We start from the raw sequence: 16,948 nt of genomic DNA, 5'->3' as shown, positions 1-16,948 counted from the left end.
GAGCGTCACAGCACCCTAGTAAAAAAGATTCTCTATACGGATCTCGATCTCGGACTGGGCCGCGTTCTTGAGGGAATCAACCTTTTGTGTAATAACCTGCTCAGCCCGTTCGTTGGAAAGCATAGCCTGAAGGTAGGAGGCTACCTCCTTAAACTCTATGTCTTTACGAACCTTTCGCTTGTCTATGAGCTTGAAGATCATGCTGAGTCCCTGAGGGGTAAAGAGGGGCTCGGTGAACTCTCCGGGGCCAAGCGCAAAGACAGCGTCCTCCATCGCCAAGGTAAGGAGGCCCGACCCCCTTGGGATGTAGGAACTAGGTTCGCCTTTGAGCGGATCAAGCGTATGCTGCTCGGCCAGCTTTAGGAAGTCGGCACCACCCTTAAGCTGCTGGTGAATCTGTGTGGCAACTATAGGATCGGAGACCACAATCTGAGAGACCTTCACCTCGTAGAGAAACTCCTCCTTATGGGCATTAAAATAACCCCTGAGTTTATCTTGAGAGACCGTTATATTCTTGCTTGCTTCAGACAGCCATGCCTGGGTCAAAACCTGTTTGCGATTGATCTCGTATGCGAAGCTGAGCTGATCAAGGGCTGCACGAACCGTGTCCCTCTTCTCAAGCCCCATCCGTTTAGCTTGTCGGTATACTATCTCCTGCTCTATCCAGACGCTTATGATCTCCATTGGATCAACCTGGTTCCTGCTCTCAGGCGGAACGTACAGGGTCACCAACGTCTGGTAGTCCTGAAGGGTAAGCTTGGACGAACCGACACGGGCAACAATCTTTGTATCAGCCCCATCAACGTCCGAACCACCGACTATGCTCTGAACAAAAGGTGGGTTCAAGATAAGGAGCACAGCCACGAGCACAACAACCGCGCCTATGACGATAGCCCACGGCAGCCATCTCTTTTTATTCATCGGCTCTTTCCTTACCGATTTTTTCTTCGCCGATTCCTTCCTCATGGATTCTACTCCTCTATCCAGAAGACTCTGATTGGTTTATATCCTCGAAAACTCTTAACTCGACTCGCCCTCCGGTTCCTCCTCCACCTTACCTACACGCAGCAGCAACCCCTCGTCGATCGTTACCTTGATCTTTTTGCGCAACTCTTCGATAAACGCGGCCTTAACTTCCTTTTCCTCCCCTCCTCGCAGTCTGCGTTCGATACGGCGCTCCTCGCTGTCGAACTCCTTGGTGTAGGCCGGCTGAACGTCATCCACCTTGACAATCCCGAAGCCGCCGGGAACCTCAAATGATCTGGAGTAGTTGCCCTTGGCGAGCCTGAACCCCTGTTCCACGAAGGTCTTGAAGGAAACGTCGCCCGCTTTCCTGAAGCCTATTGAGCCTCCGCGCTTGGCAGACTGCTGATGATCTGAAAAGCGACGAGCGACCTCTTCGAAGGGCTGGCCTTGACGCAGAAGGGAGAAGGCTTGCTGGACGTCGCTGTAGGAGGACGTTCGTATGATTGAAAGTTTGCGCCTTTCAGGAACAAAGAACTCGTCAGGATGTTCATCGTAGTAAGCACGTACCTCCTCCGCGCCGATCTCGATCTTTTCGAGCACCTCTTCTGCGTATATCCTGTTCCGCATCTGGGATGCTATGTAGGCATCGATAGCCTCCTTAACCGCCGGATCGCGATCAAGCTTGCGTTTGAGAGCAACACTAACGAGCGCCGGGCGCTGAGCTACGTTTTGAGCAAAGGCCTGAAGCTGGTGAGGCGGAACACCCTCGGGGAAGCGGCTGTATACTGCAAGCATAGAACCAACGCTGTCTGTAACCTCTCCGCCGACCTTGATGGTCCAGGTTGCAAGTTCGGCCTCGCTCAAAGCCTCCCTTGGCTTGGAGAGCAGCGCAAGGCCGATGTTATTGTATTCGATATTTGCCTCTTCAAACAGCCTCTCCAGACTCTCGTAACTCAGCTTGCCCTGCCGCATACGCTCGATCTGCTTGACAATGGAGGCTTCCATCTCCTTGAAGGGAGGCTGATCCTCCTTCTCGCTGCGTTCGGCGAGATAGTAGATGTCGTAACCGCCGGATTCATTTTCTAGTGGCAAGGTGCTGCGTCCCTCTTTAAGGCGGGAGAGCTCCCTGAATGCCGGGTTCTCGAAGAAGGTGGACAACGGAATGGTGCCTACCTTACCGCCGTTGCGAGCACTAGGATGGGTTGAGTAACGCACCGCCAGGGTGTCGAATGGCACACCAGTTGAGAACTCCTGCAGGATCAGATAACCCAACGTGTCGGAGTCGATATGAATGATACTCAGCGTAAGAAGAATCTTATCGGCTTCGTAGAAACGTTTCGCATCCAAACGTGAAGCCTTTGCCTTCTCAACGACCTCTTTCATGTAAAGGGTGTTGATTAGAACCCTGTCAACAGCGTCCTGGAGACCTTCCTTGACGGTCGGATCCTCCTCGTATCCGCGACTTCTAGCCTCGGCTACCAGGAGCTTATCTTCGATTAGTTTGTCCAGAACCTGTTTCTTTGCCTCAAGCTCGGCTTCTTCGCTGGGGTAGGACCGTGGTCGGTAGGCTGCGAGAAAATCCTTCACATTGATCGTCTCGTCTCCCACACGCACCAGGATACGTTCTTCCTGCGTTCCGCATGCCAGAACGCAGGCTAGGATTAAAAGTATGGGAAATGTCATCCTTCTCATAACCTAAAGTATAACCTGAGCTCAGTCCTTGTCAAGTAAAGGTAGTTCGTGCGCGGGGAGATCGTTACCAGGGTTGGAGGCAGGGGAGTGCCACGATGGATCCGCCGCAAAGTTTCTCTCGAGACACTCGGCATTCCTTTGGGTGCACTAAGCGAAACCTCCTGAACGGATGATGGCCAGGAGATCCATGGTGAACGCTACCGCCCAGTGAAGGAACACGCAGGGCAAGAAACTCCGTGATCGTAGTGCAAGCCATCCAAGGGCTATTGCCGCAATGAAGGATCCGTACGCCTCAAGTTCAGGCTTACCTATGTGAAGTAACGCGAAGGGGATGGCACTGGCAAGGATGGCCCAGCGCCCCAACTTTGGCTCAAGCCCGAACAAAAGAAAACCGCGATTGAGAAACTCCCAGCCAAACATATGCAAAAGGTGCACCGCCTCCCAGATAAGGAACACATTAAGGCTCTCTCGGGCAAGCTCGAAGAGGGGATAAGTTCTCGCAAAGTCCTTCTGGAATACCGCGAATAGCACGAATCCAAGCATGATAGCGAAGAAGATTGCGACATCGCGCCACCCAACGCCTCGTCCCAGTCTGAAGCCGAAGTCGCGGAAACGGTGCTGCGGGAAGGTCTCCTTTATCTTGGGCCACGCGATGGAGATCAGTCGAAGTATTAGGATTATTACAACGGGCAGAAGCAGGAACCATAACCCGTCCACGGCCATCTTTTCCGGTAAACGGAACTGGCGCTCGAACAGGTTAAGCCGGAAAAGCTTGCGGTGATAACGGGGGAAGATCAAAACAAAGCTGTATACGGCGCATACCACCAAGGGGCCGGCAGGCCTCAGAAGTTTCTTTAGCTCTTCCCAATAGTAGGGAAGAAACCTCTTAGACGTGGTAGAATTCAAAGTGCCCTTCTCCACAGGATCAACCTGGCTCCTTGGTAATGCCTTAGAAGAAGCGGAAGCTGATCTTGCTTGAGATCTCGGCTGAGAGGCCTTTTACCCGTGTGGAGTGGTTTAATGCCAAGGTGTTCGACATCACGAGGTGGTCTACGATCAGGTAGTCGAACGTTCCGGTTAGCTGGTTGTGTATAACAAAGCTGTAGTCTTCTGCTTCTTCCGGCCTTGTGCGGTCTACGTTCAGCTGGTAGGTTCCGACGAGATCAATCATTGAGTTTACCTCGTAGAGAACTGAAAGCAGCAGACTTCCGTGGAGTTCCTTGCCGAACTTTCCCGAGGTGAAGGGTAAGCGCAGGTTTGTCTTTTCAATGAGCTGGTTCCGAAAACCAAGGGGATGGGCAAAGTCAAAGGCCAGACTGGCAAATGCGGCACGTCCGGCAGCTTTGTAGGCGGGAAGCAGGTCGTAACCTACCCCTAGGTTCACTTCGTATCCGTAATAGCGTGTGGAGATGTATTCATCAAGCACGTCCGTGATGATCAAGGAGCCGGCGCTGCCTAATTCCGCATTATGCAGGAGATTCGACCTGTTAAGGATGCTTTCCAGTGATTTGTAGTACTCACGTTCCCAATAGTAGTACCTCTCCTTGTAGGTTCGTTTGGCTTCCGGTGCCAACTCCCTGGCGAAACTCATTAATGTTCCGAGGTTCAGGCTGTCGAGTAGCACGCCTTGAGCCAGCATCCTTTCTTCGATCCGCAGAGCACGGGCGAGCGGGGTAGCGCTGACGAATCGGCCGTAACCCAAACCGATGATGGCTTGTGTCGCAGGATAATCGTAACCAGTCAATACATCGCCTTCCAGCTTTGCGAAGGCCAGGAAATCTTTGCCGGAGATTAAGTACTTGTTGTACTTCGCCTCCCACTGGATCTGGTAGTTGATTTGTTGAGTGGTGTCTGTATCCAATGTGTCGGGAGTTAAGGTGTCTTGCTCAAAGTTAGCGCTCAGGTTGCCGAATAAGTTGAGGTTATAGCTTGAGGGCAGGGTTGCCTGAAACCTCTCGAAGTTGAGGGAAGCATTCCCAAAGTTAGAAACAACATCACCTCCAGTCATACCGAGATGGTAGTTAAATCCAGTGGAGAGGACCTGGTCACTGCTCTGGTCCACATCGTAATCGGTTAATCTTAAAGCAAGCAATACGCATGGAAACAGCACTACAGCAACCATTATTCTTTTCATAAATCCTCCTTGGTGGCTAGAAGATTATACGAATGGCTTCATCGCTGTCAAATAACCTGCAAGATTCAGCCGTTTTGTTGCCTAATCGCTTGACTCTTATCAACTTAGGGGTAAACTTTATCTTATGTTTAGCCTTATCTGTCTTCTGGCCGCACCGCTTGAGGTCAGGCTTTCTTCGGACACGCTCGAGCAGGGGGAGATTTGCTACCTCTTCGTAGAGACGCAAGAACACGGGCTTCTCTCGCTTTCCTACCGCGGAGAGCCCTATCCTTTAATACCTTTAGGAGATAGCTTCGTTGCAATAATAGGAACCTCATACAAGACCGATCCGGGCCGCAAACCGATCCGCATAAAGCTCTCGCAAGGTGGCAGCGCAAAGGAGGTGATCGATACCGCGATTCAGGTCGTACCGACTAAATTCCGAAAGTCGGTAATCACCCTACCTGCCTCGAAGAAGGGAACGATAGATACTACGAACGAGCGCCGTAAACAGGAGGAATACAAGACGGTAGTCGAGATGATCAATGCGCCGTCTGAGGAATACTACGCAATTTTGCCTGAGATATTCCCCTGTCCTAAGAAGATCTCAGGTACATATGGGGATGAGCGCTGGACAGGAGGCCGCAAGCTCTGGCATCATTCGGGCCTGGACTTCGCCGTTCCAGAAGGGACTCCTGTCCTTGCCCCTTGTCCAGGCCGGGTGGTGATGGCGCGCGATACCTTTATCCGCCAGGGGACGTTCGTGATCCTCGACCATGGAGCGGGGGTTAAGAGCCTTTACTATCACATGATCGAGAGGAGTGTTGATGATTGGGATGAGGTCGAGGCAGGTGATACGTTGGGATTTGTGGGTTCAACCGGGCTTGCAACCGGGCCTCACCTGCACATGAGCGTCTACATTAACGGGATTGCGGTGGATCCTCTCTTTTGGCTTGAACAAAAGGAGCCGTTTTGAAGACGAGTAAGCGCCTGTGGTCGATTCTAGTGGCAGTTGTCGTAGCTGCAGTTCTGGGGATTGCAGGGATAGTTCTTGCCTCAACCGGCGTGATGGAGCGAATCATTCGCCCGTCTCAGGAAAAGGTTGCTGCACTTTTTCCCCCTGCACGCAAGATCACGATAGCCGCAGTTGGCGACATCATGATGGGTACCGACTATCCGTCTCCGAAGCTGCCGCCCCAGGACGGCGCACTTTTATTTGAAGACCCCGCCCCAATCCTGCGTGCGGTAGACATAGCCTTCGGCAACCTTGAAGGACCGATCACCACAGCAAGGGCATGTACCAAGAATACCTCCAATCCACGCACCTTCGCCTTCCGCTGTCCCCCCAAGCTTGCCAAGAACCTGGCGACCGCAGGCTTCGACGTGATGGGCCTTGCAAACAACCACGCACGAGACTTCGGCTACGCAGGCATGGTGGAGACCAAACGTATCCTGGACAGCTTGGGGATCCAGTACTCGAGCAAGAACGGCGAGGTAGCGGAGTTCATTGTAGACATCTTCAAGATTGGTCTTATCGCCTTCTCCACCGGCTCGTCGCCACGCTCGATTTTGAATATTGATCTATGCCGCAGGGAGGTTGCTGAGCTGGCGCAGAAGTTTGACATACTCATCGTGAGCTTTCACGGGGGCAGCGAAGGAACAAAGGCACTCCATACCATGGATTCTTTCGAAAATCTCTACGGCGAGCCGCGCGGCAACGTTATCCGGTTTGCGCACGAGATGATTGACGCAGGGGCCGATCTCGTGATCGGTCACGGCCCTCATGTTCCACGTGGTATGGAGGTTTACAATGATCGGCTCATCGCCTACAGCCTTGGTAACTTCTGCACCTACCGGTGCATGCAGCTTGTCGCTGAGCTCGGCTACGCGCCGCTTCTGGTGGTTGAGGTTGACTCGGTGGGCAACTTCCTCCGCGGCAAGATTCACTCCTTCCGCCAGTTTTCTCCAGGTGGGCCTTCTGCCGACACTTCCGATGCGGCTTTCCGCCTTATGCGCGATCTATCCATTGTTGACTTTTGCGAGTCCGCGCCCCGGTTTGCAGAGAGCCTGAGTTTCTATCCGCCAGGAGACTCCGCCTCAACCCTTGCCCCTGAGGAGCCGAACACGAATGGAAAATCCGATTCCCCGCCATCCTCACATTAGAGGTGGATAAAACCCCCTCTCAAGGGATTACGGTTGTTGGTGGAGGGCTGGCCGGCTGCGCTGCTGCACTTGAGGCGGCAAAACGCGGAATCCGAGTGAAATTGTATGAGATGCGACCAACTAAGAATACTCCAGCCCATACCACTGATAGGCTGGCCGAACTGATCTGTTCGAACTCGCTTGGTTCGCTCCGTCCCACGCGGGCGCAGGGACTCTTAAAGGAAGAGCTTAGACTCCTTGACTGCGAGCTCTTGAAGATCGCACAGGAGTGCTCTGTCCCGGCTGGTACCGCACTTACGGTGGATCGAGAATGCTTTGCCTCGAAGGTAACTCAGAGGATAGAGGAACATCCGTTGATCGATCTTATCCGTGAGGAGGTTACAGAGATACCTCGAGGATTAACGATCCTCGCAAGCGGTCCTCTGACTTCTGAGGCGCTCACCCGATCCATCAAAGAGTTCTGCGGTGAGGATTTTCTCTACTTCTACGACGCTGTGGCCCCGATAGTGAGCAGGGATTCGCTCGATCTTTCCAAGCTTGTTCAAGCATCACGCTACGATGCTGGCGAGGCCGGGTTCCTCAACTCCTTTATGGATAAAGAGGAGTACCTGCGATTGCACGCGGCGCTCATCTCGGCCCAGCAGCATCCGCTTCACGATTTTGAGGATAGCTCCTTCTTTGAAGGATGCCTGCCCATAGAGGAGATAGCTCGCAGGGGAGAACGCTCTCTGGCATTCGGGCCTCTTCGTCCTACCGGTTTCAGGGATGCAAAAGGGCGAAGGCCATACGCGGTCGTCCAGTTGCGGCCCGAGGATAAAGCAACCACAATGTATAATCTCGTCGGCTTCCAAACCAACCTTCGCAATTCAGAGCAGGAGCGGGTGTTCCGGATGATCCCTGGTCTTGAGAGTACGGGGTTCCTGCGCTACGGTCGTATGCACAGCAACACGTATATTGAGGCACCCAGACTCATCCAGCCGACCTTACAGTTTCGCAAACGTACAGACCTCTTTATCTGCGGGCAGCTTTCCGGTGCAGAGGGGTATCTATCGGCGATCACCACCGGACTTCTCGCCGGTCTAAACGCATCCCGACTGTCAGAAGGAAAGCCACCTCTCCTTCTCCCGCCCCAGACCATGCTGGGAGCTTTATTGGCGCGTCTGGCAGGCCAAGGGTCCTATGCCAGCCTTATGGATAGATTTACGCCGACCAAACCTATCTTCGCTTTACTGCCGTCCCTCGATCCTTTACCCAAAGGGAAAGAAGCACGTCGTAAGGCCTATGCCGAACGTAGCCTGAGTGCCCTTAAAAAATTACTGGACAGCCTGGATTAGCCCTTACGTCTCTAGCTTCCAGATTATCTCTTCCACCTTGAGCTCTGTTGGTGGAACCGCAATGGTTTCTTTAAACTCCGCTTCTACCTTGCTTGAGAAGCCTTCGAGTTCCTGCGCACGTGAGCGGCTTGCAATCAAGCAGCCTCCTCGCCGCGAGGTTTTCAATAAAGACTCGTAGGTTTTATCCGAGGCGTAACGCTCAAGGGTGTATCGGGCCACGAAGGTCTGGCATTTGGCACAACGGACATACACCCTGACCGGACACCCAGCTTCAACACGAACCAGATTCTGGGTGTCCTTTGACCCGCATTGCGGGCAGGTTTCTATCTTAACGGCAAAAGCCATACAATCTCCTCTCACATGATGCCGAGATGAGGCCAGATAACTAAACCAAAGAGGAAGATGACCCCCACTGCAATTACGGCTACGATTATGCCGGCACGAAACATGTGCTTGACCTTAAGCAGCCCTGAGCCGAACGCTATGGCGTTAGGTGGGGTGGAGACTGGCAGAAGCATGGAGGCCGAAGCGGCGAGAGCGACGCCCGCCACAAGGCTGTTGCTCTCTGCAGCGAATCCCATCGCTAAGGGCACGATAAGGGCAGCGGACGAGGTGTTGGATATGAAGTTGGTGAGAACCACGGTGAGCAGGATGAAACCGATGAATAGGGCCACAGGCGGCAATCCTTCCATCCCCAAAGAAGTAATAAGCCACTTATCCAATCCGGACGCTGCAACCGCCTTTCCGAGCGCGAGTCCACCCCCCATGAGAATCAACACGTCCCACCCCAACGACCGGAAGTCCTTGCGTCCCAGAAGTCCAAGCGAGAAGAAGACAACGGCAGGCAGAAGCGCCACAATTGCGTCAGGAATCTTGTGAAGCCTTCCCGTAAGCCAGCCTGCAACCGTCGCCAGCAGGGTTGCTAAAACCACCCACTCCTTCCAGCTCAGTTTCTTTGCCTTTCGTATGGTGAAGCTGAGTTTCTTTGTCTTTGGACGGAAAAGCAAGAGGATAAGTATCCAGGTAAGCACAAGCAGGATAATGGCTACAGGTAGCGCGAGCCCCATCCACTCCAGGAAGTTCATCTTTACGCCTGCATCACGCAGGGCAGTGATGGCGATGGCGTTAGGCGGTGTCCCTATGGGGGTGGCCATACCTCCCAGGTTGGCGGAAAAGGGTATTCCAATAAGAAGCCCGATCTTCATGGGATCTTTCTCATCTATGGAACGCACGAGCGGCAAGGCAACCGCGATCATCAAAGCTGTGGCCGCGGTGTTGGACATCCACATGGAGAGTAAAGCGGTTACCCCCATGAACCCAGCAAGGATTGCGGCAGGTTTCTTGCCCACCCTTCGCAGTATCGCCGACGCAAGCACCGAATCCAGATCATAGCTTTCTAGCCCCCGTGCCAGAACGAATCCACCCAGGAATAAAAGGATCACAGGGGAGAAGAAGGGAGCGAGGAACGCCGCGTAGCCTGAGGAAAGGGATGGTAGATGTCTAGGCAAGAAGATAGATAGAAGTGCAGCGATCACGAGAGATGTAATGTAGAGGGGGATGGCTTCGGAGACCCACAAAATCAACGCAAGTGCGAATACCGCAAGTGTGCGCCTGGCGGCTATATCCATCCCTGGAATGGGAGCAAAGAATATCCCTAAGAAAACCGCTGAAGCAAGGCCAATAAAGAAGATTCGCCAGCCGAGCTTCACCTAGCCTCCGGTGATTATCCGGGAGATGTCGTTGTAGAAAACAAGTATCACAAGCGCTGCGATGAGAGCCACGCCTATGTAGGTGGCCACCGTCCACACCATCTTTCCCAATCGGCGCCCGATTATCTTCTCAATCGTGAACATAAGGATCCGACCACCGTCAAACAGGGGGATAGGAAGCAGGTTGAGTATGGCAAGACTTATGGAGAGAAAGGCAAGAAAGCTTAAGAGGGCGTCGAATCCCAGGCTTAGGCTTTGAGCGGTAAGCTGGTATATCCCTACTGGCCCGGCCAGGTTTTTGACTGACTCCTTACCTGTGAAAAGTCTGCCCACCGTGACCAGAATACGTGCGGTGATTTCTCCGGTGCGCACAAGCGGCAGCCAGATGGCCTCCTTAAATGTCAACGCTCGTGAAGGAAGAGCAGCCACAACTCCCACTTTAGGTGAACCGGTGGTGTCCATCACTTCGGGTACGATACCTGCCCTAAGGGTATCCGATTTGTGGATCCATGTAAATTCAAGCGCCTCTCCGCTATCCGCGGCACTGACTGCTCTGACCAGTTCATGCCAATACCGGACGGGTTTTCCGTCGATCGCTATTATCCTGTCCCCTGGTTTAATCCCTGCGCGATCAGCCGGACCCTTAAGAAGCACACGTGCCACCACCGCATCAACCAGATAATCTACCTCGGATCGATCGGATGGCGCAAGCAAAAGGTTGTGCCGGCCGTCCGAACGAACAACGGTCACCTTTAAGGTATCGGGGTTGGGAATGAAATCTATGAAACCGTAGAAATCCCTCACCTTTTTACCGTCCACAGTCACAACCCTGTCTCCTGCCTGAAATCCGGCCTGCGTCAAGGAGGAGCCTTCTGGTAATTCAAGAACAGCAGGTGGTGTCTCGATCCCATAGACTATTCCGATGAAGAAGTAGACAATCACGGCAAGCAGTAAGTTGGCCACTATCCCTGCGGCGGTTGTTGCGGTCTTGCGGCCGAATGGAAAGGAAAAGAACCCTTCCGGGTCATCGAAATCCTCCCCTTTAAACTTGACATAACCCCCCAGAGGCAATACCGAGAGCTGGTAGGTGGTTTCGCCTATCTTCCATTTAACAATCGCCGGCCCAAAGCCTATAGAGAAGCGCTCTACAGGGATCTTTGAGAGCTTGCCTACAATAAGATGGGCGAACTCGTGGAAACCTATTAGTATCAGGAGTAAGGCTATGAAGGTCAAGATGTTAAGGATGGTATTCACTGGACCACTTGTTTAACAAACTCTTTAGCCAGACGCTCCGCCTGTCTCGTCTCTTCGATCGAAGGCGTCCGGATATATCTGTGCACCTCAAGTGCGCCTTTTATCAACTCAGGGATACGTTCGAACTGCAAGCGTCCGGCAAGAAACTGATTGACCGCCTCCTCATCGGCTGCCTGCAGCACCGCAGGAGCGGTGCCTCCTCGCTTGAGGGCCTCATACGCAAGAGCCAAGCATGGAAAGCGCTTGAGGTCCGCTCTCTCGAACTCAAGCGACCCGACCTTTGCCAGATCAAGCTGGGATACAATCTGCGGGCCACGTTCAGGGTAAAGAAGGGCGTATTCGATAGGCAAACGCATATCGGGCAAGGAGAGTTGAGCAAGCACCGAGCCGTCCATGAACTCAACTAATGAGTGGACGATCGACTGAGGGTGCACTAGAACCTTGATCCTTCGAGGCTCAATCTTGAACAGGAAATGGGCTTCGATGACTTCAAAGCCCTTGTTCATTAGCATAGCAGAATCGACCGTTATCCGCTCCCCCATGTTCCATGTAGGGTGAGCGAGAACATCCTCAGGTTTGGCCCCTTCGTAGCTTCTGTTTCTGAACGGACCACCAGAGGCGGTAAGTATCAATCGTTTGACCGTCGAGGGGTCCCTTCCCTCTAAACACTGGTGGATGGCGTTGTGTTCGGAGTCTACGGGCAAAAGCTCCCCCTTGCCTTCATCTAAAGCCTGGTTTACGAATCTACCGAAGCTTACAAGTATCTCCTTTGTGGCCAGCGCTACCCTCTTACCTGCTCTCAATGCAGCAAGCACCGCATCTACGGCCGCAGTGCCTGTCATCGCGACTACAAGGATGTCGAGGTCTGGATGCCGTGCCAGATTCAGGAGCGCGGCAGAGCCGCAGGATACGGGTATCCTTGAAGAGGAAAGCAACGCACATTGTTCTTCATCCAAAACGACCGCTTGTTGGGGTGTAAACTCGGCTATCTGGGAGGCCAGGAGCTGGATATTTCGGTTTGCCGCCAGACCGAATACCCGCAGCCTTGAGCTTAGCTCCTTGATTACCTCAACGCTAAGGCGTCCGATGGTTCCTGTTGATCCCAGTATGGCTACGTTTTTCACCGCTTTCGCGTCAGGGGCATGTTCCCGCTGCAAGAAGCTCTTCGGCAAGCTCCAGATCGCGGCGGAAGGTTACTTTTAGGTTTTCGGCTCTGCCTGGGATGATGTGGATTCTTTCTCCAAGCCGTTCCACGTAGCTTGCCTCGTCGGTTCCTATAAACCCTTCGGCCTCAGCTTTTGCCAAGGCTTCTCTCAAAATCGGTAAGCCGAAGAACTGTGGGGTCTGCGCCTGGTAGACGCATTCTCTGGGTATGGTTTCTACTACCAGGTTGTCCTTTACCTGCTTCAGGGTATCGGTCGCTGGGATAGCGTAGATGGCCGGGCCTTTTGACTGAACCACGTGGAATCCCTTGGCTATCTCTTCGGCACGAACGAAAGGCCTTGCCCCGTCATGCACGGCCACAAATCCCTGCGGGGGTAGTACCTTTAGACCGGCCTTCAGAGAATCCAGTCTTTTAGCTCCACCCGGGATAACCGCCTCCACCTTCTCTATCCCCCTCTGTTTGATCTCATGTTCGAAGAACTCTACATTCCCCTCGTCTGTGACCATAACGATCAGATCAACTTCACTGCATTGTTCAAATGCAAGGATGCTCCACAGAGCCAGTGGATGCCCGCTAAGCATCATCCTTTGCTTTGGGGAACCGAATCGCCCGCCGCGTCCTGCGGCCAGTATGAGACCGAACCTCATTTTATGCTCCTTTTTTTAATGCTCCTTTTGCCCTGCGGGGCAAAAGATCGCAAAGGAAAGAGGTTCTGAACGTAAAAGGAGGTGCCGATGAGATTAGAGTCTCGCACAACATACCTCGTTTGAGACATCGACAAGATCTTTTAAATCCGTTCGGCATACTTTACGTCCTTGTTGGAAGGCGGTCTAAGACGTTCTTTCTGGAATCCCGCATCTTGAACACGGATACGAAGTCTATAAGCTCACACCGGGTGCACTCAAGGCATCTTATGCAGGCGGTGCTCTGGGGATTCTCATAGGGCTTGATCTCCATCGGACAAACGCGGTAACACATATCGCATTGGTTGCAGTTGGCTTTATCAACACGAAGCCTCATCAAGCTTACAGGGTTTCCCAGAGAAAAGATTGCCCCCAGTGCACAGACCCTGCAGAACGGCCTCTTGGCGAAAACCGAGAGCGTAAGGGTTACGGCCAGGATGGCAAGTTTGGTGGTAAATAGCCATCCCAAAAGTCGAGGCAGCTGTGGATCCAATAGTACCTGGGGGATTCCTGCTCCCAATATCCCTGAAGGGCACAGCTTGCAGAACCAAGTCTCACCGGTCAGGAATACCACCAGCCCGGCTATGATCACTAAGGAAGCGAACTTGAGATAGTGAGTCCAGTAGGGTAGCTTTATTTTGGCGGTACGGATCTTATAGAGAAGATCCTGCAGGAACCCGAATGGACAGAGGAATCCGCATGGCATGCGACCAACCACGGCGGAGATGGCAAGCATGGAGCCGGCGGCAAACCAGGGAATCTGCCTTATGGCTATGGAGTGCTGGATTGAACCCAGGGGACACGCACCACCTGCGGCAGGGCAGGAGTAACAGTTAAGTCCAGGTACACATATACTTTTGGTGGTCGTTTCTACAATGTTGTTACTTGCGGCGATCACTTTGGCCAGACCGGCAGTTGGCGTCTTACCGATTCTTTCAAAGATACGTCCTATGAGGCCTGCCACGTTGAAGTTCATGGCGAGCGCCGAGAATACCTGAACTAGGAGACGCCTCATTACCCGATCCCTATACAGGACAAACACAATATAACTGCGTTACGCAGAATCTCCGGCAGATCCCCCAACCTTATGCCGAATACACACACCGCTATCATTAGAGCCAGAATCGGTATCCATAGCCAACGCAGTAGTTGTCGCATTGCGAAGCTTACGGAAAAGAGCGCCGGTTGTCAAGAAACGAAAATCCACACACACCTTGACAGGGTATCGTTCCATTCCTATAGTTATTTAAGTAAGCCAAAAGAGCCAAACCCTTCAACACAAGGAGGAGGACATGAAAAGAATAGGCTATCTAGAAGGTACGGATCCCGAACTTCTCTCCAAGTTGGTTTTGGATGGAATGGGAACCCTTCCGTTGGGCAACGGGTGGGACGGTCACGGCAAATACATCAACCACCTTACCAAGGAGGACAACGTATCCGCGGTTGTGGGCTATCTGCACAAGATTTTCCCGCCTGAAGGAACAGCAGAAGGTCCCAGGGACGTGCTGTTTTCCTGCAGGACCCACAAGATCCCGGTTTATCTGATCGTTCCCAAAGCCAAACACGAGTCGGCCAGAGCCTACCTCAAGCAGATGGCTGAAGGGGTCACGCTGGTTGACCCTTCGGAGGTCTACGAGGCTATAACGAAATAGAATGCTCCTTTTATCCCTTCGGGATAAAAGATCGCAGCCTTGTAGTGGCGAGGCATGCCTCGCCACTACAGATTCAGTTCCCTTCAAGTTCAGGCTTTTCTATATCCGCAGCGCAGCGGAAACCGATACAGGGTGAGGCTTCGGCTGGATCGGCTCCCTGTCGGGCGCGTGTAGTCATCCATTCCTTTCCCTCTGCGAAACTACCGCCGCGATAGGCCTTCTGAGTTCCGGTCTGGGGACCTTTTGGATTTATGGTATCCGCCGGGCTGTAAGGCGCATACCAGTCTGATACCCATTCAAAAACGTTGCCCACCATGTTATAGCAGTCGTAATGATTCTTACCTTTTGCGAATGAGTCTACGGGGGCGGTAAACTCATAGCCGTCGAGCTTGCCCTCCTCGCCCCAGTTGCAGTAATCGTCGTGCCACCCGCCGTCCCAGGGATAGAGGGTAGTCCCGTTGTTGCTTGCAGCGAATTCCCATTCTGCCTCGGTTGGAAGACGCTTACCTGCCCATTCTGCGTAAGCTGCCGCTCCGTACCAGCTCACCTGGCTTACAGGATAACTCTCACGACCGGCTTTGACTCTAAACGAATCTCCTTCGTGTATAATATCGGAGTAGAACCACTCATCAAACCAGTACACACCGCCTTCTTTCTGGTTGCCCATAGCGTTTAAAAATTTACAGAATTGTTCGTTGGTTACCTCATAGCTGTCGAGAAAAAAGCTATTAAGGTGAACATTCCGGACAGGTGAAGTGTTTCTATCGGTACTGTCGCCCATTGAAAAGCGGTTATTAATCCCAATAAGCCCAATCATAACCATTCCGGGCAGAGGGATAGCAACCGGCCAGTAGCGATTGACGTTCTCGATATACTCCTTGCCTGTAATAACCAGTTCCTTATTTATATCCAGTCCACTGAGGCGTTCGAGGATTGCGATGGCGTTTTGAGATCTTTTATCCTCGGCCTTCCGGAACTCCTCAAGGAACTTAGCTATGATCAAGGAATCCCCGGATTTATCAATCACCTTTGCCCAGAAGTAAGGGGCAAGTGCATAGCCTTTCCAACCCACATAGGTTGTTCCTGTACCTTTGGGTAGCTCCCGGCCTTCTTTAGACGCTCGCTTTTCGACACCCGCTCTAAGCCAACTTCGAAGATCGTAAACCTTGCCCGAATCCTCATGAGAAAGACGGTATAGGTCACGCAATGCGGGCAGGTAGAATCGTTTGCAAATCTCAAAAGCGATATAATTGGCCAACCCGTCACCAATCCAGCGATTTGTTGAGTCCTCGTAGATTTGATAGTTCTTGGAGAGAGAACCCTCCACCCACTCGTGAGGTAGAGCTTCATAGATTAAGATATTCATAAAAGAACCGGACGCTAAAGGCAAACCACCCCCTCCCACAAAAACTGCAATCTCAGGTTTGTCGGTCAGTATAATCTTCCGGGGCATTAGTCTCATCTTGGTGATACTCTGGATGATCTTCTTTTCTTCCTTCAGAGTAGCCATCATCTTGTGAGCTTCTTCCTCGCGTCCTTCCGGGTAAAGCACCCTGATCCCATCGTCTGCTAATTCAGGGAGGCCTACACCGGTTTCAAAGCCTACTTCTTTACCTTGCGATATCAACCAATCTACTAAAGGGCTAACCTCTACTTCATAACTGTGTTCGATGGGGCGACGTGAATATGCCACACATTCAATCTCCGAGGAAATCTCCGCTGAGGGCACCCAAAAAAGCACCTCGCCGTTGTCGTCGGAGGTGCGCGCAAGCTTTTCCGATCCGATGGTGAGGGTGCATAACACTCCTGGCTCTGGCCGGTTAAGGCTATCGTAGAATTGAACGAGGATCGGGAGACTATCGGCACTCGTGCAATACTGCGAGATGAAGTTAAGAATTCCTTTAACAGGAATCGTTTTCTTCTCAGGGTAAGAGGATGAAGTTTCTCCAGCTATCGCGATGGGCACAGTCAACAAGAGAAGGATTATGCCCCCTAGGAATCCTTTACCTCTACTATGCAACTGACTCGGTCTCATTTCGATCTCCTTCTAAGTTATGATTATTTTGTCTGACTATACACAACTTCCGATTGGGTGTCAAGTGTTGACCTGCTCCTTTTGTACTTTACGCATACTTGTGATCTTAGTACACGTAGTGCACTAAGATAAAAGATCGGAGATAATAAAGGTAAGGCCAACCTTAAGGTCGGCCTTCATTT

15 protein-coding genes are annotated in these 16,948 nt (G+C 52.4%); 4 read left to right on the top strand and 11 right to left on the bottom strand.

The features are described 5' to 3' along the window. Positions 1–15 precede the first annotated feature (15 nt). From CEE36_02325 to CEE36_02310, 4 genes are all read right to left on the bottom strand, one after another. Positions 16–966, bottom strand: coding sequence for a hypothetical protein (locus CEE36_02325; protein ID TKJ43975.1), 951 nt, complete (start codon positions 964–966; stop codon positions 16–18). Positions 967–1,020: 54 nt separating this feature from the next. Beyond that, positions 1,021–2,658 (bottom strand): hypothetical protein, encoded by a 1,638-nt coding sequence (locus tag CEE36_02320; GenBank protein ID TKJ43974.1) that lies wholly within the window; start codon positions 2,656–2,658, stop codon positions 1,021–1,023. A 147-nt stretch (positions 2,659–2,805) separates the two neighbouring features. After that, positions 2,806–3,579 (bottom strand): hypothetical protein, encoded by a 774-nt coding sequence (locus tag CEE36_02315; GenBank protein TKJ43973.1) that lies wholly within the window; start codon positions 3,577–3,579, stop codon positions 2,806–2,808. 28 nt (positions 3,580–3,607) lie between these two features. Beyond that, a complete protein-coding gene (locus CEE36_02310) occupies positions 3,608–4,792 on the bottom strand; it encodes a hypothetical protein (GenBank protein ID TKJ43972.1) in 1,185 nt (394 codons plus the stop codon). Between the two features lie 124 nt (positions 4,793–4,916). On the opposite strand from CEE36_02310, the gene CEE36_02305 reads away from it, so the two are divergent. From CEE36_02305 to CEE36_02295, 3 genes are read left to right on the top strand one after another with little or no spacing between them, the layout of a single operon-like run. Next, on the top strand, positions 4,917–5,747 hold the full coding sequence (locus tag CEE36_02305) for a hypothetical protein (GenBank protein ID TKJ43971.1): 831 nt from the start codon (positions 4,917–4,919) through the stop codon (positions 5,745–5,747). Further along, the gene (locus tag CEE36_02300; GenBank protein ID TKJ43970.1) at positions 5,744–6,934 is read left to right on the top strand and encodes a capsule biosynthesis protein CapA; all 1,191 of its coding nucleotides are present in this window, start codon (positions 5,744–5,746) and stop codon (positions 6,932–6,934) included. The genes CEE36_02305 and CEE36_02300 overlap by 4 nt, the downstream gene beginning before the upstream one ends. A gap of 2 nt (positions 6,935–6,936) precedes the next feature. Then, complete coding sequence (locus CEE36_02295; GenBank protein TKJ43969.1) at positions 6,937–8,268, top strand: methylenetetrahydrofolate--tRNA-(uracil(54)-C(5))-methyltransferase (FADH(2)-oxidizing) TrmFO; 1,332 nt, start codon at positions 6,937–6,939, stop codon at positions 8,266–8,268. A gap of 3 nt (positions 8,269–8,271) precedes the next feature. Here CEE36_02295 and CEE36_02290 read toward each other — a convergent pair whose 3' ends face one another. From CEE36_02290 to CEE36_02265, 6 genes are all read right to left on the bottom strand, one after another. Continuing rightward, complete coding sequence (locus tag CEE36_02290) at positions 8,272–8,613, bottom strand: hypothetical protein (protein TKJ43968.1); 342 nt, start codon at positions 8,611–8,613, stop codon at positions 8,272–8,274. 11 nt (positions 8,614–8,624) lie between these two features. Beyond that, positions 8,625–9,977: a transporter gene (locus tag CEE36_02285; GenBank protein ID TKJ43967.1), complete on the bottom strand. Its 1,353-nt coding sequence runs from the start codon at positions 9,975–9,977 to the stop codon at positions 8,625–8,627. Then, complete coding sequence (gene rseP, locus CEE36_02280) at positions 9,978–11,231, bottom strand: RIP metalloprotease RseP (protein ID TKJ43966.1); 1,254 nt, start codon at positions 11,229–11,231, stop codon at positions 9,978–9,980. It abuts the gene before it with no gap. Beyond that, complete coding sequence (locus CEE36_02275; protein ID TKJ44050.1) at positions 11,228–12,355, bottom strand: 1-deoxy-D-xylulose-5-phosphate reductoisomerase; 1,128 nt, start codon at positions 12,353–12,355, stop codon at positions 11,228–11,230. The genes rseP and CEE36_02275 overlap by 4 nt, the downstream gene beginning before the upstream one ends. Before the next feature lie 10 nt (positions 12,356–12,365). Beyond that, positions 12,366–13,043 (bottom strand): 2-C-methyl-D-erythritol 4-phosphate cytidylyltransferase, encoded by a 678-nt coding sequence (ispD, locus tag CEE36_02270; protein TKJ43965.1) that lies wholly within the window; start codon positions 13,041–13,043, stop codon positions 12,366–12,368. A 160-nt stretch (positions 13,044–13,203) separates the two neighbouring features. Further along, on the bottom strand, positions 13,204–14,094 hold the full coding sequence (locus CEE36_02265) for a hypothetical protein (protein ID TKJ43964.1): 891 nt from the start codon (positions 14,092–14,094) through the stop codon (positions 13,204–13,206). A 277-nt stretch (positions 14,095–14,371) separates the two neighbouring features. Here CEE36_02265 and CEE36_02260 point away from each other — a divergent pair, with 277 nt between their 5' ends. Next, positions 14,372–14,731 carry a hypothetical protein gene (locus CEE36_02260; GenBank protein ID TKJ43963.1) on the top strand — a complete coding sequence of 120 codons (360 nt, stop codon included), beginning with the start codon at positions 14,372–14,374 and terminating at the stop codon, positions 14,729–14,731. A 73-nt stretch (positions 14,732–14,804) separates the two neighbouring features. On the opposite strand, the gene CEE36_02255 is transcribed toward CEE36_02260, so the two are convergent. After that, positions 14,805–16,766, bottom strand: a complete 1,962-nt coding sequence (locus tag CEE36_02255) for a hypothetical protein (GenBank protein ID TKJ43962.1) — start codon at positions 16,764–16,766, stop codon at positions 14,805–14,807. Positions 16,767–16,948 lie beyond the last annotated feature (182 nt).

The organism is candidate division TA06 bacterium B3_TA06 (assembly GCA_005223075.1).
Classification (GTDB): domain Bacteria; phylum Hydrothermota; class Tepidihabitantia; order B3-TA06; family B3-TA06; genus B3-TA06.
Note: the sequence above shows the minus strand (reverse complement) of the source record. Positions and strands in the feature narration are given on the sequence as shown.

What these genes read in the sequence shown, in the direction of transcription:
- CEE36_02325 (TKJ43975.1), bottom strand. Translation starts at nt 966, where the DNA reads ATGAGGAAGGAATCGGCGAAGAAAAAATCGGTAAGGAAAGAGCCGATG.
- CEE36_02255 (TKJ43962.1), bottom strand. Translation starts at nt 16,766, where the DNA reads ATGAGACCGAGTCAGTTGCATAGTAGAGGTAAAGGATTCCTAGGGGGC.
- CEE36_02305 (TKJ43971.1), top strand. Translation starts at nt 4,917, where the DNA reads ATGTTTAGCCTTATCTGTCTTCTGGCCGCACCGCTTGAGGTCAGGCTT.
- CEE36_02310 (TKJ43972.1), bottom strand. Translation starts at nt 4,792, where the DNA reads ATGAAAAGAATAATGGTTGCTGTAGTGCTGTTTCCATGCGTATTGCTT.
- CEE36_02265 (TKJ43964.1), bottom strand. Translation starts at nt 14,094, where the DNA reads ATGAGGCGTCTCCTAGTTCAGGTATTCTCGGCGCTCGCCATGAACTTC.
- CEE36_02290 (TKJ43968.1), bottom strand. Translation starts at nt 8,613, where the DNA reads ATGGCTTTTGCCGTTAAGATAGAAACCTGCCCGCAATGCGGGTCAAAG.
- ispD (TKJ43965.1), bottom strand. Translation starts at nt 13,043, where the DNA reads ATGAGGTTCGGTCTCATACTGGCCGCAGGACGCGGCGGGCGATTCGGT.
- CEE36_02320 (TKJ43974.1), bottom strand. Translation starts at nt 2,658, where the DNA reads ATGAGAAGGATGACATTTCCCATACTTTTAATCCTAGCCTGCGTTCTG.
- CEE36_02260 (TKJ43963.1), top strand. Translation starts at nt 14,372, where the DNA reads ATGAAAAGAATAGGCTATCTAGAAGGTACGGATCCCGAACTTCTCTCC.